Origin of the sequence: Enterovibrio calviensis DSM 14347, from assembly GCF_000621165.1 — a bacterium.
Lineage (GTDB): Bacteria > Pseudomonadota > Gammaproteobacteria > Enterobacterales > Vibrionaceae > Enterovibrio > Enterovibrio calviensis.
Genome location: NZ_JHZA01000008.1, coordinates 26,726 through 51,901, shown reverse-complemented (window position 1 = coordinate 51,901; position 25,176 = coordinate 26,726). Strand labels below are relative to the sequence as shown.

Here is a 25,176-nt window from a genome sequence, read left to right as displayed (position 1 = left end):
ATTTGAATTAATAGGGTAAGTGTAGCCGAGAGAGTGACGGAGAAAGAAAAAGGGCAGACTTTCTGTCTACCCTTTCAATTGCCTATGTCGATTTAGGTCAGTGCTTCTTTGTTGAAGCGAGAATCTTTAATCGCATCTTTCACGCGTTTCAGGTTCTCTCTGAAGCCTGGTCCTCTGCGCAAGGTGAATCCCGTTGCCAGCACATCAATCACGGTCATTTGCACTACACGGCTAGCCATTGGCATATAAATGTCGGTGTCTTCTGGAACATCAAGTGTGATGGTCAATGAACACACTTTATCGAGCGGGGAGCCTTTCTCAGTAATACCGATAACCGTGGCACCGTTCTCTTTTGCCAATGTCGCTACATCAACCAAGGATTTGGTTCGGCCCGTGTGGGAAATCACGACAACAACATCACCGTCGCTGCAGTTAATGCAGCTCATGCGCTGCATAACGATGTCATTAAAGCAGACGATAGGGATGTTAAAACGGAAGAACTTGTTCTGTGCATCGTGAGCAACAGAAGCTGAAGCTCCTAAACCGAAGAATGAGATTTTCTTCGCTTGAGTGAGCAAATCGACAGCGCGATTAATTTGAAGAGTATCGATGCTGTTTTTTGCTACATCAAGACACGCCATGGTGGATTCGAAAATCTTCGCGGTATAAGCATCGGCACTGTCGTGCTCTTCGACGTTACGGTTAACGTATGGTGTGCCGTTGGCAAGGCTTTGTGCAAGGTGCAGTTTAAAGTCTGGGAACCCTTTTGTGTCTAAACGACGACAAAAGCGGTTAACCGTAGGTTCACTCACGTCTGCCATCTTTGCCAAGGTAGCAATACTTGAATGGATGGCAGTCTGAGGTGAAGCAATAATAACTTCTGCTACCTTTCGTTCAGACTTACTAAAATTTTCAATATTCTTTTGTATTTTTTCTAGCGTGTTCATTCAGATTACCGCTTGGCTTCCGATGTCTAAATTATCAGCAGGGTGTGTCGACATAGCTAGTCGGGCCTTGCTGACCTCATTGGTTCAAATAACTCTAAGCTCAACAATGTTATAGTTGAGTCTAACGGGTCAATTCTCTTTATGACATTTTAACCAAGAATTGCCTGTAAAAAATTTGTATTCATTCACGCTTTTAGTTGCTTAATTACACCAAAGCGGAGCTTTTTTTCATCAATCGTGCGCTAGATTCCGATCTTGTGGCACGCATTCGTTGATTTTGTCTTGTATATGAAAATGGGTTACAGGGAACTTTCGATGTCGAAACCATATAAAACAGTATCAGTATGCGGGTGTGGATGGCTCGGTTTAGCGTTGGCTGAAAATCTCGCCAACAATGGATTTGACGTCACCGGCTCAAAGCGAACCGACATTGCAGCGGCCGCATTATCGGAGTATGGAATTCAAGGTGTGGTTTACGATATTTATGATGAAAATGCGCAAGATGAGAAAGCAGCACTGTTTTCGAACGACGTGTTTGTCGCCAATATTCCACCAGGTAGACGCACGTTCGAACGTGAAACGTTCGTCACCGCGATGAAAAACCTGGTGGATCGCGCGAAAGCGGGAGGCACAAAGCAGTTCGTTTTCATCAGCACCACGTCGGTTTATGGCGGAGCGAAAGGCGAAATTGTTGAAAGCACAGTGTGTGAGCCCGATACGGAATCAGGCAAGGCGCACAATGAAATTGAACGCTACGTGTTAACACAATTCCCAGAGGGCGGTGTTGTACTAAGGTTTTCTGGATTAGTGGGGGACACGCGTCACCCCGCGAAGCACATGGCGGGTCGCGCTGGTATTGCTGGTGGAAAAGACCCCGTGAATTTGATCCATCGAGAGGATTGTATTCAAGCCATTTCTGCCATCATTCATCAACAATGTGGCGGTGAAACTTTCCATCTAAGTGCTTTTGAGCATCCTTCCCGGAGTGAGTTTTATCGCTGGGCGGCAGGGGCAATGGGGTTGGTTGAGCCTGAGTTCATTGAAGATGGTGGGGAAGGGAAGTGGATTTCTCCCGACTATACGGTGAAGCATTTGGGTTTGCGCTTACGTTATCCCTCGCCATATGACATGCCATTACCTGAACTCGGATAGGTTGCTTGAACTCGGATAGAAAAAATTCGCATGGATTTTGAAAATCACAGTGAATGAGCATAAAAAAACCCGCTTCCGAGGAAGCGGGCAACAAAAAATTTGAAACAGGAGTAAGAAAAAGCAGCAGCATCTAGTGATAAGTTAGAATTCATGTTTGGCGGCCAGCGTTACATTTAAAGGCACTTATCATCTATCTACATGTATTCAGACGCCCCTCATTCGAATAAGTTCAAAATAATTCAAAAATATTCGCATTTAATTTTTGGATGCCCATTTCCAGCCTCTCAACGCGTTAGTCAGACGACAAGTCGAAAAAAAGCCCGCTATCAATATCTGATACGGGCTCTAGAAAATCTAAAATTCCAAAAAAAAGCAGTGGCATTATATGTGACCCGCGCTTTCTGAATTTGTTCCCACCAACTGCACTTTAATTCTCAAAAGTGAGCAAAAAACCTCCAGTTCGACGATTAACATTTTGAATTTAGGTGATTAATTTTTTTTGTGTCGAATGTGGTACACGAAGGAGCTTCAAGAGTAAATGTTTTGGGCTTGTTATTAATGCTAACGAGATGTAAAGTTAAACGGTTGTTTAATACAGGTGAATGAATATGGCAGGGAAAGGTGAAACCAAGGGCAAGATTCTTGATGCGGCTGAGCAACTGTTTGCCGAGCATGGCTTTAAGGATACCTCTCTTCGCACAATAACGAGCAAAGCAGGCGTTAACCTCGCGTCGGTTAACTATCACTTTGGTGACAAGAAGTCGCTCGTGCGTGCCGTGCTAGCACGTTACCTCGAAGAGTTTATGCCTCAGCTGGAGAAAGAGCTGAAAACACTGCTAGTAAAAGACAGCATCTCGATGGAAGACGTATTTACCTGCACGAAGCAGCCACTATTGGGGCTAGACACTTTCCGTCGCCGCGGCGCTTCCGTGTTCATGCAGTTGATAGGCCGAGGCTATACCGATGTGCAAGGGCACTTGCGCTGGTTTATTACGACTCGCTACGACAGTGTACTCACACTGTTCACTCAAGCAGTGGTGAAAGCCAACCCTTCTCTTAAACCAGAACACGTGTTCTGGCGACTACACTTCACCCTTGGCGCAGTGATTTTCACCATGGCATCTAATGTCGCGCTTGGAGAAATTGCAGAAAACGACTTTGGACACAATGTTTCCACTGAAGACATTGTGGACCGACTGATCCCTTACTTGGCGGCGGGCGTAGACGCTCCTGTGAGTAATGATCTCTCTCTTGTATCGAGCGATTCGTCGCGCAGTGCAAGCTAAAACTATAAGAATAAAAAAAAACATTAACGTCTGACGAAACAAAAGGATCTGAATCATGAGCTCTCAACCATCACTAAGAAGACGCTATTTGAGCGACCCTGCGTTTAAGTTTTTCAAGAAAGTGCTTCCACCGCTGTCGATCACTGAACGCGAAGCAATGGAAGCGGGGAGTGTTTGGTGGGACGGCGAATTGTTCGCTGGTAACCCAAACTGGGGAACCTTGCTGCACTACCCTAAGCCTCGACTGTCGGACGACGAACAGGCGTTCATTGATAATCAGTTGGAAACCTTACTGGCAATGCTGAATGACTTTGAAGTTGTTCAAGAGCGCAAAGATCTGCCTCCTGAGGTGTGGGAGTTCCTCAAAAGAGAAAAATTCTTCTCATTGATCATTCCCAAAGAGTTTGGCGGTTTGGCGTTTTCAGCCTATGCGAACTCAACCATTGTATCGCGCATCGCGACCCGCAGCTTAAGTGCAGCGGTCACTGTCATGGTGCCGAACTCACTAGGTCCTGGCGAGCTTCTTACTCACTATGGTACCGAAGCGCAAAAAGACTACTGGTTACCGCGCCTTGCTAACGGTCAAGAAGTCCCTTGTTTTGCATTGACTGGCCCAGAAGCGGGCTCAGATGCGGGCTCGATCCCTGATAAGGGCGTGGTTTGCATGGGCAAGTTCAACGGTGAAGAGGTGCTGGGCATACGTCTGACGTGGAACAAGCGCTACATTACGTTGGCTCCTGTGGCCACAGTACTGGGCTTGGCATTCAAACTTGATGACCCAGACGGACTGATTGGTGATACTCAAAACCTCGGTATTACGTGTGCATTGATCCCTACAGACCATGAAGGCGTTGAGATCGGAGAGCGTCACAACCCGCTAGGTTTGTCATTCATGAACGGCCCAACGCGAGGACATGACGTTTTCATTCCTATGGAATGGGTTATCGGTGGACAAGATTATGTCGGCAAAGGCTGGCGTATGCTGGTGGAGTGTTTGTCAGCCGGTCGTGGTATTTCATTGCCAGCACTTGGCACGGCGGTTGGTCATTTGGCTGCGCGAACCACGGGGGCTTATTCCTACGTGCGTAAGCAGTTTGGAATGCACATTGGTAAATTCGAAGGGGTTGCCGAAGCCTTGGGACGTATTGGTGGTTACACCTATATGTTGGAAGCCGCACGAACGCTAACCACTACCTCGCTCGACATGAAAGAGAAACCGGGGATCGTTACTGCGATTGCCAAATATCACATGACAGAGCTAGCGCGAACCATCTTGAATGACACCATGGACATCCATGCAGGACGCGCCATTCAATTGGGGCCTTTGAACTACATTGGACACCATTACTTCGGGATGCCCGTTGCTATTACAGTAGAAGGCGCAAATATCCTAACGCGTAACTTGATGATCTTTGGTCAGGGCGCGACACGATGCCACCCGTATGTTCTTCAAGAAATGGAAGCGGCAGCGAACACCGACGAAACAAAAGGCGCGCAAGAGTTTGATCGCTTACTGATGAAGCATATCGGTTTCGCATCGAAGAACGTGTTAATGGCATTCACCAACGCCTTTACCCGTTCACGCCTAAACAGTGCACCTGTGTCAGGTGAAACGGCAGACTATTACCGTCAGCTGTCGCGTATGAGCCGTGCGTTGGCGGTAACCGCAGACGTCTCCATGCTGTCACTCGGCGGCGAGTTAAAACGTCGTGAAATGCTATCTGCCCGTTTAGGGGATGTGCTAAGCCATCTTTACTTAGCGTCTGCCGTTTTGAAACGCTATGAAGACGAAGGTCGCCAGCAAACCGATTTGCCGTTTGTTCACTACTCACTGCAGCATTGTTTGCACCAATGCGCCATTGCCTTTGACGGCGCGTTTAACAACTTCCCACGTAAGGGGGTGGGTCGTACGCTGAAAACACTGCTATTCCCAATTGGTCTGCATTTCGATGCGCCATCAGATGCCATTAGCAATCAAATCGCTGATTTGCTGATGACTCCAGGGGCACATCGCGAGCGTCTCACGCATCTTTGTTATGTTGGGACGAAAGATGACGACCCTGTCGCCATCATGGAACGCGCATTTGAAGCAATGGTGTCCATCAAACCACTTGAGAAGAAAATGGCCGTCGCCGCGAAAAAAGGGCAAATTCCTGCGAAGGGCATACTGGCAGAAAGGCTAGAACAAGCCGTTGCGCTAAATGTCCTCACGCAAGAAGAGGTGGACAAAATCAAGCATGCTGATGCGCTGCGTTCGAGAGCGATTCAGGTTGATAACTTCGACCCATCTTGGTTCGTTGATACAAGCAAACAGCCTGCGAAAAACAGCAAGAAAGGAAAAGCCGCGTAATTTACCGCGCGACCTCACCAACAAAAACGCCGCAATTGCGGCGTTTTTTAACGCTAACACCTCCAACCACTGACCGAAACTCGCCTTTTGCGACAAAAACGAGTGCGAAAACAAGATGAAGTATTTATCCTAAGCCCAACTTTGAAAGGAACATTAAATATGATCATCAAACCGAAAATTCGCGGATTTATCTGTACGACCACTCATCCAGTAGGATGTGAGGCCAACGTAAAAGAGCAAATCGAATACACCAAGGCTCAAGGCCCAATTGCAAATGCACCAAAACGTGTGCTCGTAGTCGGTTCATCAAGTGGCTATGGCCTGTCATCGCGCATTGCAGCCGCGTTTGGCGGTGGTGCAGCGACCATCGGTGTGTTTTTCGAAAAGCCGGGCACAGAGAGAAAGCCAGGCACAGCAGGTTGGTACAACACTGCCGCATTCGACAAATTAGCGAAAGAAGAAGGCCTCTATTCAAAAAGCTTGAATGGCGATGCGTTCTCTGACGAAGCGAAAAAGAAAACCATCGCGCTGATCAAAGAAGACCTTGGTCAGATCGATATGGTGGTTTACTCGCTAGCATCTCCAGTGCGTAAGTTGCCAAAAACTGGCGAAGTGGTGCGTTCATCGCTCAAGCCAATCGGCGAGGTGTACACCTCAACAGCGGTTGACACCAACAAAGATGAAATCATCTCTGCAAGTGTTGAGCCTGCGACTGACGAAGAAATAAAAGACACCATCACCGTGATGGGCGGCGAAGATTGGGAATTGTGGATGCAAGCCCTGTCAGATGCTGGCGTATTGGCTGATGGTTGTAAAACCGTGGCATACAGCTACATCGGTACTGAACTGACGTGGCCAATCTACTGGGATGGCGCACTAGGCCGTGCCAAGATGGATCTGGACCGTGCAGCGTCTGCATTGAACGACAAGCTGGCAGCAACAGGTGGCACAGCGAATGTTGCCGTACTGAAGAGTGTGGTGACACAAGCATCTTCTGCGATTCCAGTTATGCCTCTGTACATCGCCATGGTATTCAAGAAAATGCGTGAACAAGGCGTACACGAAGGCTGTATGGAGCAGATTTACCGCATGTTCAGCCAGCGCCTATACAAAGCTGATGGCTCGGCTGCGGAAGTGGACGACAAAAACCGCCTACGTTTGGACGATTGGGAACTGCGTGACGACATTCAACAGTACTGTCGTGAACTATGGCCTCAAATCACCACAGACAACCTGAAAGAGCTAACTGACTACGTTGAGTACAAAGAAGAGTTCTTGAAGCTGTTTGGTTTCGGTATTGACGGTGTCGATTACGACGCAGACGTTAACACCGAGATTGATTTTGACGTTCAAGCTATCTAACAGCAACGGGTAAGCCGTTAGCTTGTTATTGAAAAGCCAGCAAAACCTTGCTGGCTTTTTTGTGTCTGGAACAACTAGACCACGTCCTATAAGGGCTGTGACAAAAATTTCCAGATATTTTTGCTAAAAATTTGATCAATGTGGCTGATATTTATCATATTTGCTCAATAAGAAAGCAAACGAACTAAAACCCCTAAATTAATGCGTGACAGCCTCATAAAGTTAGGTAGAATGCGGCACATACCAACGAGGAAGGCAATTTCCCCAGTGAGTATGAACCCCTAGGGGTTGGGAAACAAAGGCGCGTTGGCAGAGTGGCTATGCAGCGGATTGCAAATCCGTGTACCTCGGTTCGACTCCGGGACGCGCCTCCATTTGCGACACTAGCTCAGCTGGTAGAGCGCAACCTTGCCAAGGTTGAGGTCACGAGTTCGAACCTCGTGTGTCGCTCCAAGTTCTTGTTAACGACTTGGTCGGTAACAAATAAAGTCTACGCCGTACTTTGAACGGTCAATCGGACGCGGGATGGAGCAGTCTGGTAGCTCGTCGGGCTCATAACCCGAAGGTCGTTGGTTCAAATCCGGCTCCCGCAACCACATTTTATCAAGCGTTGAAAAACGGTTGATACTGCGACACTAGCTCAGCTGGTAGAGCGCAACCTTGCCAAGGTTGAGGTCATCGGTTCGAACCCGATGTGTCGCTCCAAGTTCTTGTTAACGACTTGGTCGGTAGCAAAAAAGTCTACGCCGTACTTTGAACGGTTAATCGGACGCGGGATGGAGCAGTCTGGTAGCTCGTCGGGCTCATAACCCGAAGGTCGTTGGTTCAAATCCGGCTCCCGCAACCACATTTTATCAAGCGTTGAAAAACGGTTGATACTGCGACACTAGCTCAGCTGGTAGAGCGCAACCTTGCCAAGGTTGAGGTCATCGGTTCGAACCCGATGTGTCGCTCCAAATTTTGACTTTCGATTCGTCGAAAGTAAGTATGTAGAAATACATACGACGATGGTGCCTATCATCGCAATCCAGAATTGCGTGCCCTGGTGGTGGAATTGGTAGACACAAGGGATTTAAAATCCCTCGACGTTCGCGTTGTGCCGGTTCAAGTCCGGCCCGGGGCACCATTACTAAGAAAGCTCACCGAAAGGTGGGCTTTTTTTTCGTCTGTATATTCTGCTCCTTCCGTTTTTAATTGGCGATATCGCTGGATATAGTAGGGTCGGGATCAGGCGTTTCTGTTTGATTATTAAAGCAAAATGTAAAGCACAGGTCGCAACTTAACCAAAAGTAGCTGATTGGCACTGGATTAGTGACTCCGGAAACCAATAATCTACCCGATGCACAAAATTGCACTGATAAAGGTTTTAAGTTGGACTATTTTTGCTTTGAAAAGATCAATAACTTGGCGACACCCCTAAATTTGCATTTTGATAATGCGGGTGTCGCACAACAAATTGGGAAAAATTTAGTTCGATATCGGCGCATTACGGGGGCTAGACAACAATCAATGGCAGATGCTTTTGGCGTGTCGATAGCCCAATACCGGAAGTATGAGAAAGGGGCTGACGTTGCAAAAATGCACTCGGTGGCCCGATGGTCAATTGTGACAGGATCACCAAACAATCTTCTGCTGTTTGATACTGAATATTCGCCGTATCTAAATATATCCTCGTCGTGTTGGGAAATGGCTCCGTTTTATTGCACGGTTTCACATGCTAGCGATGCCACCTTCAATTCCCTGTGTCTGCTCAGCCAAGAGATCACTAAGAGCGCAATCACACCGGCAGCTAGTTCTGAATTAGTGCCCGATTTAAGCGATGTACTTCTGGATATCGAACTTAACTACTACGTTAAAGTGGCAAAGAACATGATGCTAATTCGTGACCACTTGGGGCTTTCTCAAGAAAAACTGGCTGAGTTTCTCGGTATATCTGATAAGACATATCGACAGTATGAAAAACCGTGTAACCATCCTCGAATACCATTCACCTTTTTTGCCCGTTCCCATGCTGCTTTACAATTAGACAATCGTTGGTCTGAAACGGGAACGTCAGATTTCTCAATATTCAACAGGCGTAGACATCATCGACTCTCTATTTTGTCACCGATTATACGTGGGGCTAATGACGCTCAGAAGGCATCACTATCCCAGATGTTCAATGCTGTATCTCAAGAGTTAATAGAGATACAGCTTGATAAAGAGTTGGCAGCTCATCAGTCCAGGGGCGCTTCTTCACAGCTTGGACAGTAACAGCCGCGGTTTAGGCTGATTAGGCGAATACTTGGGGTTGTTTCTTCCAGTGACCGTTACGCCAACGTGTTAAGCATATTGCACATCGAATATATTCGTCCACGAGCAACGCTAACCAAACGCCGATCAAGCCATAATCAAGCTCGATGGCAAAGAAATAAACCATAGGTAAACAGAGTAACCACATACTAGTAATCGATAGACCGACAGGGTACTTAGCATCACCAGAAACCACGAGGCTGTTAACGACCACCATGTTTATCGCGCCTGCTGGGTGGCGAAGTATGTCAATCGCTAACAACGTCGCACCCAAAGCGAGGATTTCCGCATCTTGGGTGAAGATGAGAAATGCGTAATCGGATAACATCCAGATGACAAATAGCATTAAGGTGCTGCCAGCGACGCTGAGAGTAATGCTTTGATTGATCTGTTTTTTGATCTTTTGATGGTCACCAGCACCCAAAAGATGAGAGATGATGATCCGGTTTCCTACGCCAATGGATTGGGAGAAAATGATTGGTATCAAAATCAGGTTCAGCGTGTAAATTCTCGTTGAGATTGCCAATGCACCAAGTGAAATGACGGTGATTGTGATAAAGAATCTATTAAGCTCATATGACATCGGTTCCATTGTGGCAGGGACACCAATTTTTAACACTTGTGCCATATAAGTTTTGAAATCGTTGATGCTACCAGAGAAGTCGAATTTGATATTTTTCTTTACGTGTACGAAATATATGACAATAGCTAGCCCCGTAAAATAGGAAAGGGCAGAGGCGAGTGCGACGCATTCGACACCATTAAAGCCTATATCAAATCCTCCAAAGAGAAAGAGCGTGTTTAATATGATATTCACAGCATTGGCAACGAGCGTTGATTGCATGTTTAGCTTTGTCCAGCCATTAACATTCAAAATGCTGCCATATCCAATTTGAATAGACTTGATCAATAGTGCTGGCGTGAAGATAAGCAAGTAAGCGGATGTTAGATCATTCATCTCGCTACTTAACCCCATCATTGTTCCTATTTCATTGTGGAGTAATAAATACGCGACCATGACGGTCAAGCCAATTAAAAAGTTGAAGATGACCGTGTACAAATAATTCTTCTCTAACTTTTCGTGTATTTTTGCGCCTAGCATTCTCCCCAAAACACCTGTGGTGCCTATGGATAGTGAGTGCAATATAACAATAGGAATGACGACGACTGGCATCAGCGTGCCAATTGCTGCGGCAGACTGCTCGGATATTTTATTCAAAAACAGTATGTCAGTGAAGTTTATTAAATATGTTAATAGCACTTCTAAAAAGATAGGCCATGTGATTTTTATTAGCCCCATACTGACAGCTTCAGTATTTTTTGACTCGTCTAACGTCTTGTCGGTCATAGTCTATCCATGATGTGTTGAGTGCGGCCCATGAGTAAATCCCTCGAGAGAGATTTCATATTGATGTGTTCTAGACTGGTTAAGTGTTGGATGGAGGATCTTTAATCCAAAGAGCACAACTTACGTATTCTCATGGCCCGATTATCGAGTTCGTCACTATGACGGAACTCATAAAAATCAGGTTGTATGATATGTTGGGGGTTGGCGCTTAAACAGGCATGAAAGTATTAACTTTTACAGCGGAAATTACTATTTATCGCCGCTTTCTGCGTTTCATTGTGACGCTTAATCCTTAGAGTCTGATCCCGTCTTTGGCTTCCTGTTTCCCTAAAATGTTAGGCTGCCTTTCCAGCGCATTTATCCAGCGCATTTATCCAACGCATTTATCCAACGCACTTTTTCCCAAAACACTTGTTCCCGGTTGTGTTCTCGCTTTGATGAACCCGGAATTGGAGACGTATCACTGGGTTGCTTAGAGCGGGTCATAACCCGCGCTTCTCATAAAGAAAACGGCACGCTAAAGTGCACCTTGTTGCTTTTATGTGTAAATTTTTTTCCACTCAGTGACAAAATTCACTTGTGTTCAAAAAGTAGCTTTGTTATTTTTCGCAACAATCTCGAACATCGCGCTTTTCGAGACACACGTGGCAACGCTTTTTGAGTCTTGTTGTCGCAACGTAGGTACTGGGGTCAACTCTCCAGTAGAAGGGCATTGATAATGCAATCCAGAAGGTCTGGGGCATATTGAGGAACCCAACTGTGATTAAGTCATACACACATTTCAGCTTCGTCTTACCCAACTGCAGTATTATTACTGAGCCTTGAACATTCCGTTCCATTGAGGCGCACTCCTAACGCTTGAGCTTTTTTCACGATTCAGATCGTGCCGCTTTGCGTTCTAGAACCGCGTTTCAATACACACTTTGGTTTCCGATGACTATGCATGATGCTGCGTCACGGGTATTTCCCGATGAACTCGGGGGTGTGCGCTATCCACATTCTGACAATTGCTGCGCTTTTGAGCACTCCGCCGTGCTTGGAAATCATGATTGTCATTCGAGAAGAATGTTGGAAGTGGAACATGGAAGATCAACAACAATGATTAGCTTTACCAACAATATCCAAGAAACAAATAACGCGCCAAACGTCCCTATTTTGAGTGGGCTGCACGATCTTACGCCTGACGAGCTGTTGCTGAGTCAAGAGCACTACGAATCCGAGGTTCGTTCTTATCCTCGTCGATTACCCCTTGCCATTGCGAAAGCATCTGGTGCAATGGTGGAAGACAGTCGTGGTCAAACCTATCTTGATTGCCTTGCTGGCGCGGGAACATTAACCCTCGGTTATAACCACCCAGAAATTAATCAAGCAGTGATTGAACAATTGAATGCGGGCATTCCGTATCAAACACTCGATATCACGACTCCTGCTAAAGACCATTTCATTCGTGAATTGATGGCCTTCCTCCCGCAAGATTTCTCCGAAAATACCAAGGTGCAATTTTGTGGCCCTTCGGGGGCTGATGCCGTTGAAGCGGCGATCAAATTGGCAAAACAAACCACGGGTCGAAATACCATTGCGGCCTTCCACGGCGCTTATCACGGTATGACCAACGGCACCATGGCGCTAATGGGGAATCTAGGCACGAAATCGCGCCGCCAAGGCCTGATGGCGGATGTGCACTTTTTACCGTTTCCGTATGATTTGCGATGCCCGTTTGGTCTGCAAGGTGAGCAAGGTGCGCGTCAAGGGCTTCGCTATATTGAGCGCATGCTGGCAGACGATGAGAGCGGTGTTCAAAAGCCAGCGGCGATTATTGTTGAGCCAGTACAAGGGGAAGGCGGTGTTATTCCAGCCCCTGCGTTTTGGTTACAAGAGTTGCGTCGTATTACCGAAGAAAACGGCATTTTGCTGATCTTCGATGAGATTCAATGTGGCATTGGTAAAACAGGCGAGCATTTTGCGTTCGAAGAATCTGGCGTCATACCCGATATCCTGTGCCTGTCAAAAGCGGTAGGCGGCGGCCTGCCAATGTCATTGCTGGTGTTTGATAAAGAAATTGATACTTGGTTGCCAGGCGAGCACACCGGCACATTCCGTGGTAACCAGCTTGCTATGGTGTCGGGTGCGAAAACGATGGAAATCATTCGTCGTGACAACCTTGCCAACAAAGCAAAAATCACCGGCGACTATCTTCGTCGTGGCCTTGAAAAGATGGCACTCACAACCAGCTGCATCGCTGAAGTGCGTGGCAAAGGCCTCATGTTGGGCGTTGAGATTTGCGACCCTGAAGGGGGCAAGAACAAGTTCGGTGAACCGCTTTCTGCGCCTGAGTTGACCATCGCGATTCAACGCGCAGCACTAGAGCGCGGTTTGATCATCGAAAAAGGTGGGCGTGAAGGTTCAGTGCTGCGTTTCTTGCCGCCGATCATCATTACGTTTGAGCAAATCGACTTTGCGCTAAAGGCATTGCAAGACGCGATTGAATCTTTGGTTGAGCCAACGCAAGCTGTGCAGCCTGCGGATACCTTGCAACAGAACTGGCGTGATCACTTTGTCCATACGGGTAAAGATGGCGCGGACAGTTTTGAAGCAGCAATGAACGCAACCACACAAGCGCTGAAGAAGATCTTCGAAAACACTGAATCGCCATACAGCGGCATTGATCCTACTGTGTTGGCCTCTCAAATTCGCCATGCCAACTTGGGTGAAACGCCTCAGTCATTGGATGACGTGATTGAAGAAACCAGCGATTTGATCGCTAAGAATTCAATCATCGTTCAGCATCCTCATTGTATTGCCCACCTGCACACACCACCGCTGATCCCCGCTATTGCGGCAGAAGCCTTCATTACGGCGCTGAACCAGTCTATGGATTCATGGGATCAAGCCAGTGCGGCAACCTTCGTTGAGCAAGAAGTGACGGATTGGTTATGTCAGCGCTTTGGTTTTGATGACCAAGCCGATGGCGTATTCACCAGTGGCGGTACACAAAGTAACTTGATGGGTCTGTTGATGGCGCGTGACAACGCGATCGAAAAGATCTCAGGGACTGATGTTCAAAAAGACGGCTTGCCAGATTACGCGGACAAGCTGCGTCTCATTAGCTCGAAGAACTCGCATTTCACCATGCAAAAATCCGCATCCTTGTTGGGGTTGGGTGAGCATGCGGTGATCTGTGTTGATACCTACAGCGACGGCACCATGGACATCGAATCTGCCGATGCGACCTTGGCAGCGTTGAAAGCCGAAGGATTGATTCCTTTTGCCATTACAGGCACGGCGGGTACGACTGATCACGGCGCCATCGACGATCTGGACGACGTTGCCATGTTGGCCGAAAAACATGGCCTATGGATGCACGTTGATGCGGCCTATGGCGGTGCGTTAATGCTAAGCCGTCACCATGCCCGTTTGGAAGGCATTGAGCGTGCTGATTCGTTGACCATCGATTTCCACAAAATGTTCTTCCAGCCAATCAGCTGCGGAGCGGTGATCCTCAAAGACAAAAACCACTTTGGGTATATTCGCCACCACGCTGACTACCTCAACCGTGAAGAAGATGTGCTTCCGAACTTGGTCGATAAATCTATCGCAACAACACGCCGTTTTGATGCGCTCAAGCTGTGGATGACGCTGCAGAACGTTGGGCCGCAAGCGCTCGGTTCTATGGTTGATCACTTACTGAACCAAACGCAGCTCGTTGCTGACATGGTCAACAACCGATCTCAGTTTGAACTGCTGGCAGCACCGTGTTTATCGACGGTTCTGTTTAGATATGTGGGCGTGAATCAAGGTCTCGACCTTGATTACCTCAACAAGCAAATCCGATTAGACGCTCTGGTTAAAGGGCGCGCCGTCGTGGGCGAAACCGTGGTGGATGGAAACGTGGCACTCAAGTTCACGCTCCTCAATCCATGTTTGAAACTCAGCGACTTCGATAGCTTGTTGAATGAATTAGAGAGCCTTGCTGACGACGCAGTTAAGCAAGTTCAGGGTTAAATATTGAGTTTGATGTCTTTGCTACATTGCTGATTGGCAAAGGCATCGCACTGTTTTAAAGACTTAGTGTCTTATAAGGAATTAAGAACATGGCAATTTTACAAATTGGTGCTGGTGGTGTTGGTTGGGTCATTGCGCACAAGGCGGCACAGAACAATGACGTATTGGGCGATATCACTATCGCATCGCGCACGGTAGCGAAATGTGACGGGATCATCGCGTCGATCAAAGGCCGTAATAACCTCAAAGATCCAAGCCTAAAGCTTGAATCACGCGCTGTTGATGCTGACGACGTAGACGCACTGGTTGCACTCATCCAAGACGTGAAACCTGACTTGGTGATCAACGCTGGCCCTCCATGGGTGAACATGACAATCATGGAAGCGTGTTACCAAGCAAAAGTTTCTTACCTTGATACGTCTGTTGCCGTTGACCTGTGTTCTGAAGGCCAGCAAGTGCCACAAGCCTACGATTGGCAGTGGGGCTACCGTGAGAAGTTTGAACAAGCCGGTATCACAGGCATTTTGGGTGCAGGTTTTGATCCGGGTGTGGTGAGTGTGTTTGCTGCGTATGCGGTTAAGCACCTGTTTGACGAGATCGACACCATTGATGTGATGGACGTGAATGCGGGCGACCACGGTAAGAAGTTCGCGACCAACTTTGACCCTGAAACCAACATGCTAGAAATCCAAGGCGATTCTTTCTACTGGGAGAATGGTGAGTGGAAACAAGTGGCGTGTCATACCCGTATGATGGAATTTGAATTCCCGCTTGTTGGCAGCCACAAAGTTTACTCCATGGCGCACGATGAAGTGCGTTCAATGAAAGAATTCATCCCAGCAAAACGCATCGAGTTTTGGATGGGCTTTGGCGATGCTTACCTAAACTACTTCAACTGCATGCGCGATATCGGCCTATTGAGCCCAGAGGCCGTCACTTTGCAAGACGGTACTGTGGTTGAGCCACTGAAAGTACTGAAAGCGCTGTTGCCAGATCCAACGTCACTAGCCCCTGGTTATACCGGTAAGACGTGTATCGGTACGTGGGTGCAAGGCACAAAAGACGGCAAAGCGCGCAGCGTGTTCATCTACAACAATGCAGATCACGAAGTGGCTTACAAAGACGTTGAGCATCAGGCGATCGCATACACCACGGGTGTTCCGGCGATCACTGCCGCATTGCTTTACTTTAAAGGTGCATGGAATGGCAAGGGCGTGTTCAATATGGAACAGCTCGACCCAGACCCATTCCTCGAATTGATGCCTTCAATTGGCCTAGATTGGGGCGTTGAAGAACTTGAACCACAAGTGCCAACCATCAATATCCTGAAGTAAATTTGCTGATGAAGCCTGCGATATGTCGAATGAATATCGTGGGCTTTTTGTGAGAAAAGTAATGACAACATCGCAATTAAAAACCCCGTATTTTCTGATTGATGAAGACAAGCTGATCCGCAATCTAGAGATAGCAAAACGCCTGAAAGCCTTGTCCGGTGTGAAACTGGTTCTGGCGTTGAAGTGCTTCTCTACGTGGGGTGTGTTTGACATCATCAAGCCATACCTTGATGGCACCACGAGCAGTGGTCCGTTCGAAGTGAAACTCGGTCATGAAACCTTTGGCGGTGAAACGCATGCTTATAGCGTGGGCTATAGCGAAGATGACGTGCGTGAGGTTGCCGACATTTGTGACAAGCTGATCTTCAACAGCCAATCACAGCTCAAAGCGTATCGTCATTTGGTGGAAGGCAAAGCGTCACTCGGCCTTCGTCTGAATCCGGGAGTGAGCTATGCCGGACAAGATCTTGCGGATCCCGCGCGTCAGTTTTCGCGTTTGGGTGTGCATGCCGACAAGATCGACCCTGAGGTATTTGCATCGCTAAATGGCGTGATGTTCCACATGAACTGTGAAAACAAAGACGTGGATGCGTTTATCGGTTTATTGGATGCCATTTCGGATAAGTTTGGCGCTTATCTCGATTCACTCGAGTGGGTAAGTTTAGGTGGCGGCGTGTTTTTTACATGGCCGGGTTACGACGTTGAAAAACTCGCGTCTGCGCTGAAAACATTCAGCGAGCGACATGGCGTTCAGCTCTATCTTGAACCGGGCGAAGCCATTATCACCCAGACGACAGATCTTGTTGTTACTGTGGTAGATATCGTCGAAAACGACATGCAAACCGCCATTGTGGACAGTGCAACCGAAGCGCACCGTTTGGATACGCTGATCTATAACGAGCCAGCCTCCATTGAGGAAGCTACGGAAAATGGTGATCACACGTACGTGATTGGCAGCTGCTCCTGCTTGGCGGGTGATCAGTTCTCTGTGGCGAACTTTGACGAGCCGTTGCAGATTGGGCAGCGCCTGCATATTTCTGACAGTGCAGGCTACACCATGGTGAAGCTGAACTGGTTCAATGGCCTGCGAATGCCTTCTATCTATTGCCAACGCAGCAATGGGGAAGTGCAGTTATTGAATGAATTTGATTACCAAGACTTCAAACGAAGCTTATCACAATGGGCAGTTTCATAACGTTCTGTTATTCGGTAAATAAATAGTAAAAATGAGCGCCGTGTGCGCTCTTTTTATTCATATCTATGATGTAACTCCGAGCATTTCCTCTCCTCAATAGCGCATTTCCCCTAATTCCCCTATAAAGACGGAGACCATGGATGGAGGAAAGAATATGGATGTGTTCTTGTTTGTGTTTGTCACCGTTGCCGCCGTGGTAGCGGCGAAAACATTACGTAGTTATTTTACTTATCGCGCGCAACTACGCGAATTTGAGCTTAATAGCCAAAAGACCACAGACCTTAATCAAGTGTATGAGAATGAACTTGATGCATTGAGAGGTCGCATAGAAGTGCTGGAGAAAATCGTCATCAGCAAGGGTTATTCAATAGACGAAGAGATTCAATCCCTTAGACGTGTGTAATACCACCATTAACTTAAGCATCAACATCAACATCAACTTAGACATCAAATCAGACATTAGCTTAGAGGGAGAGAAAGTGTTTTCTCTCCATACTATCAAGTTTTTCAATTGCGTATCGCAGCATGGTTCTAGGCATATCAGCAATATGTTTGTTCAGAAAGCGGCGTAGCAAGTCCACATCTCGCTTACCGACTTCACGCAGCATCCAGCCGCACATTTTGTGAATCAAATCTTCTTTGTCGAACAGCAAGATTTCCGCAAGGGCACTGGTGTCATCAAACTGGTTAAGCCGAATAAAGGGAAAGGTTGCCATCATGGCTATGCGGCGTTCCCATAGCGAAGTTGAATCGGCCAATTCATAGAGTATTGAGCGATCTTTATCTGCCAAATAACCACCGACAATATGGTGCGCAGAGCTGTCTACCAAATCCCAATTATTGACGTAGTGAGACTGGGACAAATAGAAGTGGTAAATCGTTTCTTTGCCAGCCGCATTCGCCTTCTTAAATTGCTCCGACAACAGTATGACTGCAAATAGTCGTATTTCATGCCAATCACTGGCAAGTAATTGCGCGATGGTATCCAGCGTAGCGGCTCGGTAGATTTTGGCGGCGTGTCGAATCACGGGTACACGCACGCCAATGAACTTGTCGCCTTCTCCATATTCCCCAGGGCCCGATTTAAAAAAACGCGCGGAATGCTGTGCGGTTATGGGGTCGCCTTGGCTTTTTATCGATTCAATGATGGATTTGGCATCGTGCATAGCATTCCACTCTTCGGTAAACGGCATTCTTTCGTCGATGTTATCACGCGTCATCGACGTGATGTGGTGGAAATTGTGGTGGCATGAACCACGTTAATTTATTTGGGTAATCAATGTATCAGCAGCAAACACTGTGTGTTTTCTGTCATGCAATAGCCTGTAATTTTCAATGGAAATGGCATGTTTTCATTCGTTACGTCACATTTTGTTTTGCATAACGCCTTGATGTGACTCGAGAACTCATCATGTTGCAGGGTTCGGGTAGAGCTACTGGCGTTTGGCTCTCATTTTCACATTTCCACAGTGAATATATTGGTTTGGCTGTGAGGAAAAAATAGTCGCCACTCTTTCACTCCATCAAGAAAGCACTCCATGATGCCGTTTCGCATATTGCGTCATCATGTGGTTGTTTTGGGCAAAGGTACAAGTTTGAGGAAGGCACAGATCCCGCAGCGTTTATTGGTTAAATCCATGTACACACTGAATCAAATTTTCGATAAGGAACGTTAACGATGAAACATTCAGTACTGGCCGGTGCTATTTTTAGTGCTAGCTTCCTCGCTCAAGCGGGCGTGACAATGAATCCACAACCGGATCCTGATAATCCAGGTGGCTACGTTTTACTGCGCTCAGAAGTCCAAGCGGCAGAATCAGTCAAAGTCACAGATCCAATGTATGACGTTTGGGCGCAGGCACTTAGGACTGAGTCAAACGCGGTAGTTGATGCAATTCAACCTGGTTCGGCGACGAACCCAGTCAACGTAACGCGTGCTGAAAGGGTATTTTCAAGCTCAGATTGGGATTTTCTTACGCACATGGCTGCTCCCGAGTACACCTATACGCGTTTTCTTAAAGCGATAGGTAAGTTCCCAGCATTCTGTGGCGATTACACGGATGGCCGTGACGCCGATGCCATCTGTAAAAAATCCATCATCACCGCTTTTGCTCACTTTGCTCAAGAAACTGGCGGACACATTGCTGTCGACAATGTTTGGGATAACCCTTTAGCGTTAGAAGAATGGCAACAAGCTCTTGTGCATGTTCGTGAAATGGGTTGGTCTGAAGGTCAGGAAGGCTATACCACTGGATGTGGGCAAAGTGATTGGCAAAATGCTCGTTGGCCTTGTGCAACGGGTCAAGGCTATTTCGGTCGTGGGGCAAAACAGCTTTCTTACCACTTTAATTACGGCCCTTTCTCCGAAGTCATGTTCGACGGTGATGCCACGGTATTGCTGAACAACCCTGCGCTTGTCGCGGATTCATGGCTAAACTTGGCGTCTGCAATTTGGTTTTTCCTGACACCTCAAGCGCCTAAGCCTGCCATGCTGCACGTTATCGACCGTACATGGTCTCCTTCTCAGCGTGAGACTGATGCAGGTATTGGTTATGGGTTTGGTACCACGATTAATATCATCAATGGTGGTATTGAATGTGGTGAACAAAACAAAGACAAAGGTCAGCCTGTAAACCGAATTCGTTATTGGGAAGGCCTCGCTGCCCATTACCAAATCCCTATCGAAGCGGATGAAACGAATACCTGTTGGCAACAAACACCTTACGGCAGTTTGAACCTTAATGGCGCGACGGATGTGCTGTATACCAACTGGGAGCAAGATTACACCTACACCGCAGGTTTCCCTGTTTCTTTCCAATGTAAATTGGTTGGCTACCAAACCGCGTACTCTGCTCTGATCCCTGGCGATTATGAAGCGTGTGTTACCAATAAATACGGTTCGCATCAGGGTTATCCAAACGTCAGAGTGATTGATGACGCGGGCCCTGTGTCAGGTAAACCAGTCTTAAATGGCGTTGATAGCACGAAAGTACGTCAAAATGCGGCGTTCAATCCGTTGGACGGCGTGAGTGCCAGTGATAAAGAAGATGGCGATTTGACGGCTAACATCGTTGTTGAAGGCACTGTTGATACAAGCCGTTTGGGTACGACTGGTTTAGTGTACTCAGTGTCAGATGCCGACAATAACGTCACCACCGCTAACCGCACGGTAGAAGTGTTCAGCGATAAGCCAGTATTCGTTGGCGTTGATAACGTCAGCATTAAAGTGGGTACAGCGTTTAATGCATTGAATGGCGTGTCCGCCAAAGATACTGAAGATGGAGATCTCACAGCAGCCATCAAGGTAACGGGACAAGTCGATGCAGCGACTGCCGGTACGTATTCCTTAACCTACTCAGTAGTAGATAGCGCTAGTCAGTCAGTTTCTGTTCTACGTACAGTTGAAGTCACCGATGGCCAAGTATGTGTCACTGCTTGGGACGCAACAGCGACCTATGACACTGGTGCCGTTGTTAGCCATGCTGGAAAAACGTGGAAAGCAGGTTGGTGGACGAAAGGTCAAGAACCGGGCACAACCGGACAGTGGGGTGTTTGGACAGAGACGAGCGGCAGCACCTGTGGTGGAGATACAGGCCCAACCCCTGACCCGACACCTGAGCCAACTCCAACTCCAGATCCAGAGCCAACCCCGACACCGGATCCAACGCCAGACCCTACACCGGGTGACTCGACGTGGAATGCTTCGACAGTTTATCTCGGCGGTGATCAAGTGACGATAAACGGCGTGACTTACCAAGCGAAGTATTGGACGAAGGGTGATAACCCTACAGCCAGTGGAGAGTGGGGTGCTTGGCAAATTATCTAAATTAAATAAATAGCGATGAAGGCCGCGTTTTTACGTGGCCTTTTCTTTATCTGTAAAGAAAATGGGGACGTTATGTCGCGAAAAATCAGTTGTAAGATAAGAGTTTTTACGCGTTATTTTAATTAAAACAAGAGATTAGGTTGTTGCAGGGGATGGGCTTGAACGGTTTTTCGAGGTTGTAATCTTGCCAAAGGTATCACAAAAAAATTACTAATATCAGTCTTGTTAATAATATTTCTGTTCCTATAATGCTGAAAACCGGAGCGTCTGCCAACGCTCCGGTTTTTTTGTGCCTGCTCATTGGTGAATGTTTGCACTATCTGCCAATAGTGAAACGTGCCAAGAGCAAATGTCCGAAAGGGCAACGTCTTAATCAGTAAGGAAAAGACACATGCGTATCGAACAAGACTTGAAGTTGGGTTTCAAAGATGTACTGTTTCGCCCGAAACGTTCTACCCTAAAAAGCCGCTCTCAAGTTGAATTAACCCGCGATTTTACATTCAAGCACAGTGGTCGTCAATGGTCTGGTGTACCAGTCATTGCTGCGAACATGGATTCAGTCGGCTCATTCAAGATGGGCAAGGTGCTTGCTGAGCATGGTTGTATGACGGCAATTCACAAACATTACACCGTTGCTGACTGGGCGGCGTTTGTTGCAGAAGCTGATGTTAAAACGCTAAACAACGTAATGGTGTCTACCGGTACGTCTGATGCAGACTTCCAAAAAACCAAAGATATCATGGCATTGTCTGATGAGCTGATCTTCATCTGCATCGACATTGCTAACGGTTACTCTGAGCACCTTGTTCAATACGTTGAGCGTGTTCGTGCGGAATTCCCTGACAAAGTGATCAGCGCAGGTAACGTTGTTACTGGCGACATGGTTGAAGAACTCATCCTTGCTGGTGCAGATATCGTCAAAGTGGGCATTGGCCCAGGTTCTGTATGTACGACTCGCGTGAAAACCGGTGTAGGTTACCCGCAGCTTTCTGCAATCATTGAATGTGCAGACGCAGCACACGGCCTAGGTGGTCGCATCATCGGTGACGGTGGTTGTTCATGTGCGGGTGACGTGTCTAAAGCCTTCGGTGGCGGCGCTGATTTCGTGATGCTTGGTGGTATGCTGGCAGGTCACGAAGAAAGCGGCGGCGAAGTGATTGAACAAGACGGCAAACAGTTCATGAAGTTCTACGGCATGTCTTCTGAAAGCGCGATGGCGAAACACTCTGGTGGCGTTGCAAAATACCGCGCTGCAGAAGGTAAAACCGTACTGCTTCCATACCGTGGTACAGTGAACGACACGATTTCTGACATTCTTGGCGGCGTACGTTCTACGTGTACTTATGTTGGCGCAGCGCAACTGAAAGAGCTAACGAAGAGAACAACTTTCATTCGAGTTCAAGAACAAGAAAACAACGTGTTCGGTAAAGAATAAATCCGAAAGAATACATAAAAATGCCACCCAATTGGGTGGCATTTTTTTTGCCAGAAATTCACTAAACCATGAACAACTTGAACGTGTCTTTTTGCTAAGTCTATTTGTATCAAATCAATGAGATTCCGAGGGGGTTTGCAGAACACGCCGATTACATTATTCGGCGTAGTGCTCGCACCATGCTTTCTGTGACGACGATAGCGCTGGAAAAGCCAACGCGGTTACGGTTTACTGTTCCGTGACTTCAAGGAGGAAGCATGGCTGAATGTGATCAAGTGGTTCAAACGCTGAAAAAGCAGCTCAAAGCACGGGGTGTGAATTATCAAGATGTCGCGAGTGCGCTGTCGCTCAGTGAAGGCTCGGTAAAACGCCTGTTTGCCAATGGCGGAAGCTTGAGCTTGGAGCGCTTGTCGGCGGTGTGTCAGTTGATTGATATGGAAATGGGTGAGCTGTTTAAGCTCTCATCTGAAAGCAGCAATCAAATTACTGAATTAACGTGGCAGCAAGAAGAAGAGCTGGTGGCTGACAAAGCTTTGCTATTGGTTGCGGTGTGCATCACGAATGGGTATCGCTTCGACCAAATCCTTGAGCAATACAACTTACCTGAAACCGTGTTGATTCAGAAAATGGCGCATTTAGATCGCTTGAACTTGATTGAGCTTCAACCGGATAACCGCATTAAACTCAAAATCTCGCCGTCATTTTCATGGGTGGCGGGTGGCCCTATTCAGCAATTCTTCCAACAACAAGTGATCAGCGCGTTCTTCCAATCTCGCTTTGCGGGGGATGAAGAGAAACTGGTGATGTCGACAGGGCTGATGTCGCTCTCGACCAACTACAAATTTCAGCAACGTATTCAACGTCTGGTGAGTGAGTTTTATGATTCATGTAACCAAGACACGGATTTAACGATACAAGAGCGCCACGGCACTTCAATGGTGGTCGCGATGCGCCGCTGGACCTTCCCACTTTTCGATGAATACGAATAGTGAATAGCGAGCAGTGAAACAGAAAGCGCACGACTCATTGTTCTAAACCTGTTATCTATTAAAGCTAAAGCTAAAGCTAAAGCTAAGGCTTGGGGCGCTTGATCGCGATGGCGCTCCCTGCATTTTTCGGTGTGTCGAGAACGTTGTGAGCCGTTTGTATCGCGTCGACTAACGCTTGAGTTTGCTCCAAGAAAGGCGCTGCCCTGTGTGCTTGCATGTCCATGTGTAACAGCAAGGTTTCCATCGTTGCTAATTCATCGTGCGTTTGCGCATGCATCATGGTCATAAACAGCCTTAGCTTCTTGCTATCACTTTCTAATAGTTGCCCTTGGATAATGATTGGCTCGGCTTCGGCAACTTCTTTTAGGTAAGTCACCATGCTCTGAAGGGTGTAAATCGAAACGCTGTGTTCTTCTCTAAATGCTTTATTCAAACCAATGTGCACCATGAAGCCATCAATGGCCTTGCTGAAGGCAACCACATAATAGGCGTCATTCATGTGCCCGTTGTAATCAATCCATTCGGGTAACACTGGGCTTTCGAATAACTGAATCCTATCTGCGTGGTTTGGCATTTTTTATCCTCAGTGAGATAAGCATGATGGCTGGTTCCTATACTAGGCTGTAAAAGGCTGACTTTTTGATTGAAGCCGCACATAACTTGACTGTTATCGACAAATCAGCGGGAAGACGAGGTGAAAGGTGTTTGGTGACCCTTCAAGATCGAAAGTACAAAAGATTCACTTCCTGTTGCTGCCGGGCTTCTCTTTGTTTGGGTTGACGGCGATGTTAGATCCATTGCGTCATGCCAATCGCACGCAGGGTGAAGACTTGTACGAGTGGCAACTTATCTCCGAAAACGGTGGGCTGATCTCAAGTAGCGACAGCATTGAGATCATGACGCATACCCCGCTGAATGACGTTGAGAAATGTGAAACGCTCATCATCTGTTCTGGCAGTGATCCAGACTTGGCAACGACGCCAGCACTGTTAGGATTTATTCGTCAGCAGAGCCATTATGGCGCGGACATTGGGTGCCAGGATACAGGCACATATATCGCTGCCGCTGCTGGGATCTTGGATGGTTATCGGGCAACCATGCACTGGGAAAACCATGAAACGACGCAGGAAGCATTCCCGAACGTCACGCTCGTGCAAGAGTTGCTGGTCATCGACAGAAAGCGTTTTTCTTGCCCTGGGGCGTTGTCTGGCTTGGACATGATGCTCTATCTGATCAGAACGCAGCATGGACAAGAGCTGGCAACGCTCGTGGCGGATGAGCTTGTCTATACCCACCAAAGAGAGCACAGTGAACCTCAGCGTCGTTCGTTACAAATCCGTTTAGATAGCCGTAATCCACACCTGATCGAAGCCGTTCAACTAATGGAGCAAAACATCGAAGAACCGCTGTTAATTGCAGAGTTGGCTGAAGTGATTGACATTTCAGACAGGGAGTTAGAACGTCTGTTTAAACGGCACTTGGCGCAAACCCCAAAAGCGTTTTACCGTCAGCTTAGGCTTGAGAAAGCCCGTTGGATGCTGCAACAAACCAACGACAGCGTCACATCGGTGGCGACAGCCTGTGGCTTTGTTTCCCTCTCCCATTTCACCCGCTGCTATCAAGAGCAATTCTCCAAACGCCCTAGCCGAGAACGGTAG

Annotated in this window: 17 protein-coding genes and 7 tRNA genes; 20 read left to right on the top strand and 4 right to left on the bottom strand. The window is 47.4% G+C overall.

Annotated features, from left to right (window positions below; genetic code table 11):
• Positions 1-92: 92 nt before the first annotated feature.
• Positions 93-947: a MurR/RpiR family transcriptional regulator gene (locus tag Q365_RS0107220; protein WP_028022709.1), complete on the bottom strand. Its 855-nt coding sequence runs from the start codon at positions 945-947 to the stop codon at positions 93-95.
• Between the two features lie 315 nt (positions 948-1,262).
• On the opposite strand from Q365_RS0107220, the gene Q365_RS0107215 reads away from it, so the two are divergent.
• The 12 genes from Q365_RS0107215 (at position 1,263) to Q365_RS0107160 (ending at position 9,350) form a co-directional block, all read left to right on the top strand.
• Positions 1,263-2,099: an NAD-dependent epimerase/dehydratase family protein gene (locus Q365_RS0107215; protein ID WP_028022708.1), complete on the top strand. Its 837-nt coding sequence runs from the start codon at positions 1,263-1,265 to the stop codon at positions 2,097-2,099.
• A 608-nt stretch (positions 2,100-2,707) separates the two neighbouring features.
• Entirely contained in the window at positions 2,708-3,385 is a 678-nt protein-coding gene (locus Q365_RS0107210; protein ID WP_028022707.1) for a TetR/AcrR family transcriptional regulator, read from the top strand.
• Positions 3,386-3,440: 55 nt separating this feature from the next.
• Positions 3,441-5,735: an acyl-CoA dehydrogenase gene (locus Q365_RS0107205; RefSeq protein ID WP_028022706.1), complete on the top strand. Its 2,295-nt coding sequence runs from the start codon at positions 3,441-3,443 to the stop codon at positions 5,733-5,735.
• A 159-nt stretch (positions 5,736-5,894) separates the two neighbouring features.
• Entirely contained in the window at positions 5,895-7,097 is a 1,203-nt protein-coding gene (gene fabV, locus Q365_RS0107200) for an enoyl-ACP reductase FabV (protein WP_028022705.1), read from the top strand.
• A 300-nt stretch (positions 7,098-7,397) separates the two neighbouring features.
• Positions 7,398-7,471, top strand: a tRNA-Cys gene (locus Q365_RS0107195).
• A gap of 3 nt (positions 7,472-7,474) precedes the next feature.
• A tRNA-Gly gene (locus Q365_RS0107190) sits at positions 7,475-7,550 on the top strand.
• A gap of 66 nt (positions 7,551-7,616) precedes the next feature.
• Positions 7,617-7,693, top strand: a tRNA-Met gene (locus Q365_RS0107185).
• A gap of 33 nt (positions 7,694-7,726) precedes the next feature.
• Positions 7,727-7,802: transfer RNA gene (locus Q365_RS0107180), tRNA-Gly, on the top strand.
• 65 nt (positions 7,803-7,867) lie between these two features.
• Positions 7,868-7,944: transfer RNA gene (locus tag Q365_RS0107175), tRNA-Met, on the top strand.
• A gap of 33 nt (positions 7,945-7,977) precedes the next feature.
• Positions 7,978-8,053: transfer RNA gene (locus tag Q365_RS0107170), tRNA-Gly, on the top strand.
• An 83-nt stretch (positions 8,054-8,136) separates the two neighbouring features.
• A tRNA-Leu gene (locus Q365_RS0107165) sits at positions 8,137-8,223 on the top strand.
• A gap of 185 nt (positions 8,224-8,408) precedes the next feature.
• The gene (locus Q365_RS0107160) at positions 8,409-9,350 is read left to right on the top strand and encodes a helix-turn-helix domain-containing protein (protein ID WP_028022704.1); all 942 of its coding nucleotides are present in this window, start codon (positions 8,409-8,411) and stop codon (positions 9,348-9,350) included.
• A gap of 19 nt (positions 9,351-9,369) precedes the next feature.
• Here the strand turns inward: Q365_RS0107160 and Q365_RS0107155 are convergent, their stop codons facing one another.
• Positions 9,370-10,737: an MATE family efflux transporter gene (locus Q365_RS0107155; protein WP_028022703.1), complete on the bottom strand. Its 1,368-nt coding sequence runs from the start codon at positions 10,735-10,737 to the stop codon at positions 9,370-9,372.
• 1,098 nt (positions 10,738-11,835) lie between these two features.
• Here Q365_RS0107155 and Q365_RS0107140 point away from each other — a divergent pair.
• The 4 genes from Q365_RS0107140 to Q365_RS0107125 all read left to right on the top strand — a co-directional run bounded on the left by Q365_RS0107140 (position 11,836) and on the right by Q365_RS0107125 (position 17,671).
• Positions 11,836-14,739, top strand: coding sequence for a pyridoxal phosphate-dependent class III aminotransferase (locus Q365_RS0107140; RefSeq protein ID WP_028022701.1), 2,904 nt, complete (start codon positions 11,836-11,838; stop codon positions 14,737-14,739).
• A gap of 89 nt (positions 14,740-14,828) precedes the next feature.
• Positions 14,829-16,073, top strand: a complete 1,245-nt coding sequence (locus Q365_RS0107135; RefSeq protein WP_028022700.1) for a carboxynorspermidine synthase — start codon at positions 14,829-14,831, stop codon at positions 16,071-16,073.
• A gap of 61 nt (positions 16,074-16,134) precedes the next feature.
• A complete protein-coding gene (gene nspC / locus Q365_RS0107130) occupies positions 16,135-17,268 on the top strand; it encodes a carboxynorspermidine decarboxylase (RefSeq protein WP_028022699.1) in 1,134 nt (377 codons plus the stop codon).
• A 136-nt stretch (positions 17,269-17,404) separates the two neighbouring features.
• Positions 17,405-17,671: a hypothetical protein gene (locus Q365_RS0107125; RefSeq protein WP_245621517.1), complete on the top strand. Its 267-nt coding sequence runs from the start codon at positions 17,405-17,407 to the stop codon at positions 17,669-17,671.
• 61 nt (positions 17,672-17,732) lie between these two features.
• Here the strand turns inward: Q365_RS0107125 and Q365_RS0107120 are convergent, their stop codons facing one another.
• A complete protein-coding gene (locus tag Q365_RS0107120) occupies positions 17,733-18,488 on the bottom strand; it encodes a DNA alkylation repair protein (protein ID WP_245621516.1) in 756 nt (251 codons plus the stop codon).
• 458 nt (positions 18,489-18,946) lie between these two features.
• On the opposite strand from Q365_RS0107120, the gene Q365_RS27430 reads away from it, so the two are divergent.
• From Q365_RS27430 to Q365_RS0107105, 3 genes are all read left to right on the top strand, one after another.
• Positions 18,947-21,094: an immunoglobulin-like domain-containing protein gene (locus tag Q365_RS27430; protein ID WP_028022696.1), complete on the top strand. Its 2,148-nt coding sequence runs from the start codon at positions 18,947-18,949 to the stop codon at positions 21,092-21,094.
• Positions 21,095-21,485: 391 nt separating this feature from the next.
• Positions 21,486-22,529, top strand: coding sequence for a GMP reductase (locus Q365_RS0107110; RefSeq protein ID WP_028022695.1), 1,044 nt, complete (start codon positions 21,486-21,488; stop codon positions 22,527-22,529).
• A 257-nt stretch (positions 22,530-22,786) separates the two neighbouring features.
• Positions 22,787-23,518, top strand: a complete 732-nt coding sequence (locus tag Q365_RS0107105) for a helix-turn-helix domain-containing protein (RefSeq protein ID WP_028022694.1) — start codon at positions 22,787-22,789, stop codon at positions 23,516-23,518.
• 82 nt (positions 23,519-23,600) lie between these two features.
• On the opposite strand, the gene Q365_RS0107100 is transcribed toward Q365_RS0107105, so the two are convergent.
• On the bottom strand, positions 23,601-24,092 hold the full coding sequence (locus Q365_RS0107100; protein WP_028022693.1) for a thioesterase family protein: 492 nt from the start codon (positions 24,090-24,092) through the stop codon (positions 23,601-23,603).
• A 127-nt stretch (positions 24,093-24,219) separates the two neighbouring features.
• Here Q365_RS0107100 and Q365_RS0107095 point away from each other — a divergent pair, with 127 nt between their 5' ends.
• Positions 24,220-25,176 carry a GlxA family transcriptional regulator gene (locus tag Q365_RS0107095; RefSeq protein ID WP_028022692.1) on the top strand — a complete coding sequence of 319 codons (957 nt, stop codon included), beginning with the start codon at positions 24,220-24,222 and terminating at the stop codon, positions 25,174-25,176.

Bases quoted from the DNA above. Each gene is read 5' to 3' on its own strand.
- Q365_RS0107220 (WP_028022709.1), bottom strand. From the start codon at position 947: ATGAACACGCTAGAAAAAATACAAAAGAATATTGAAAATTTTAGTAAG.
- Q365_RS0107215 (WP_028022708.1), top strand. From the start codon at position 1,263: ATGTCGAAACCATATAAAACAGTATCAGTATGCGGGTGTGGATGGCTC.
- Q365_RS0107210 (WP_028022707.1), top strand. From the start codon at position 2,708: ATGGCAGGGAAAGGTGAAACCAAGGGCAAGATTCTTGATGCGGCTGAG.
- Q365_RS0107205 (WP_028022706.1), top strand. From the start codon at position 3,441: ATGAGCTCTCAACCATCACTAAGAAGACGCTATTTGAGCGACCCTGCG.
- fabV (WP_028022705.1), top strand. From the start codon at position 5,895: ATGATCATCAAACCGAAAATTCGCGGATTTATCTGTACGACCACTCAT.
- Q365_RS0107155 (WP_028022703.1), bottom strand. From the start codon at position 10,737: ATGACCGACAAGACGTTAGACGAGTCAAAAAATACTGAAGCTGTCAGT.
- Q365_RS0107140 (WP_028022701.1), top strand. From the start codon at position 11,836: ATGATTAGCTTTACCAACAATATCCAAGAAACAAATAACGCGCCAAAC.
- Q365_RS0107135 (WP_028022700.1), top strand. From the start codon at position 14,829: ATGGCAATTTTACAAATTGGTGCTGGTGGTGTTGGTTGGGTCATTGCG.
- nspC (WP_028022699.1), top strand. From the start codon at position 16,135: ATGACAACATCGCAATTAAAAACCCCGTATTTTCTGATTGATGAAGAC.
- Q365_RS0107125 (WP_245621517.1), top strand. From the start codon at position 17,405: ATGGATGGAGGAAAGAATATGGATGTGTTCTTGTTTGTGTTTGTCACC.
- Q365_RS0107120 (WP_245621516.1), bottom strand. From the start codon at position 18,488: ATGACGCGTGATAACATCGACGAAAGAATGCCGTTTACCGAAGAGTGG.
- Q365_RS27430 (WP_028022696.1), top strand. From the start codon at position 18,947: ATGAAACATTCAGTACTGGCCGGTGCTATTTTTAGTGCTAGCTTCCTC.
- Q365_RS0107110 (WP_028022695.1), top strand. From the start codon at position 21,486: ATGCGTATCGAACAAGACTTGAAGTTGGGTTTCAAAGATGTACTGTTT.
- Q365_RS0107105 (WP_028022694.1), top strand. From the start codon at position 22,787: ATGGCTGAATGTGATCAAGTGGTTCAAACGCTGAAAAAGCAGCTCAAA.
- Q365_RS0107100 (WP_028022693.1), bottom strand. From the start codon at position 24,092: ATGCCAAACCACGCAGATAGGATTCAGTTATTCGAAAGCCCAGTGTTA.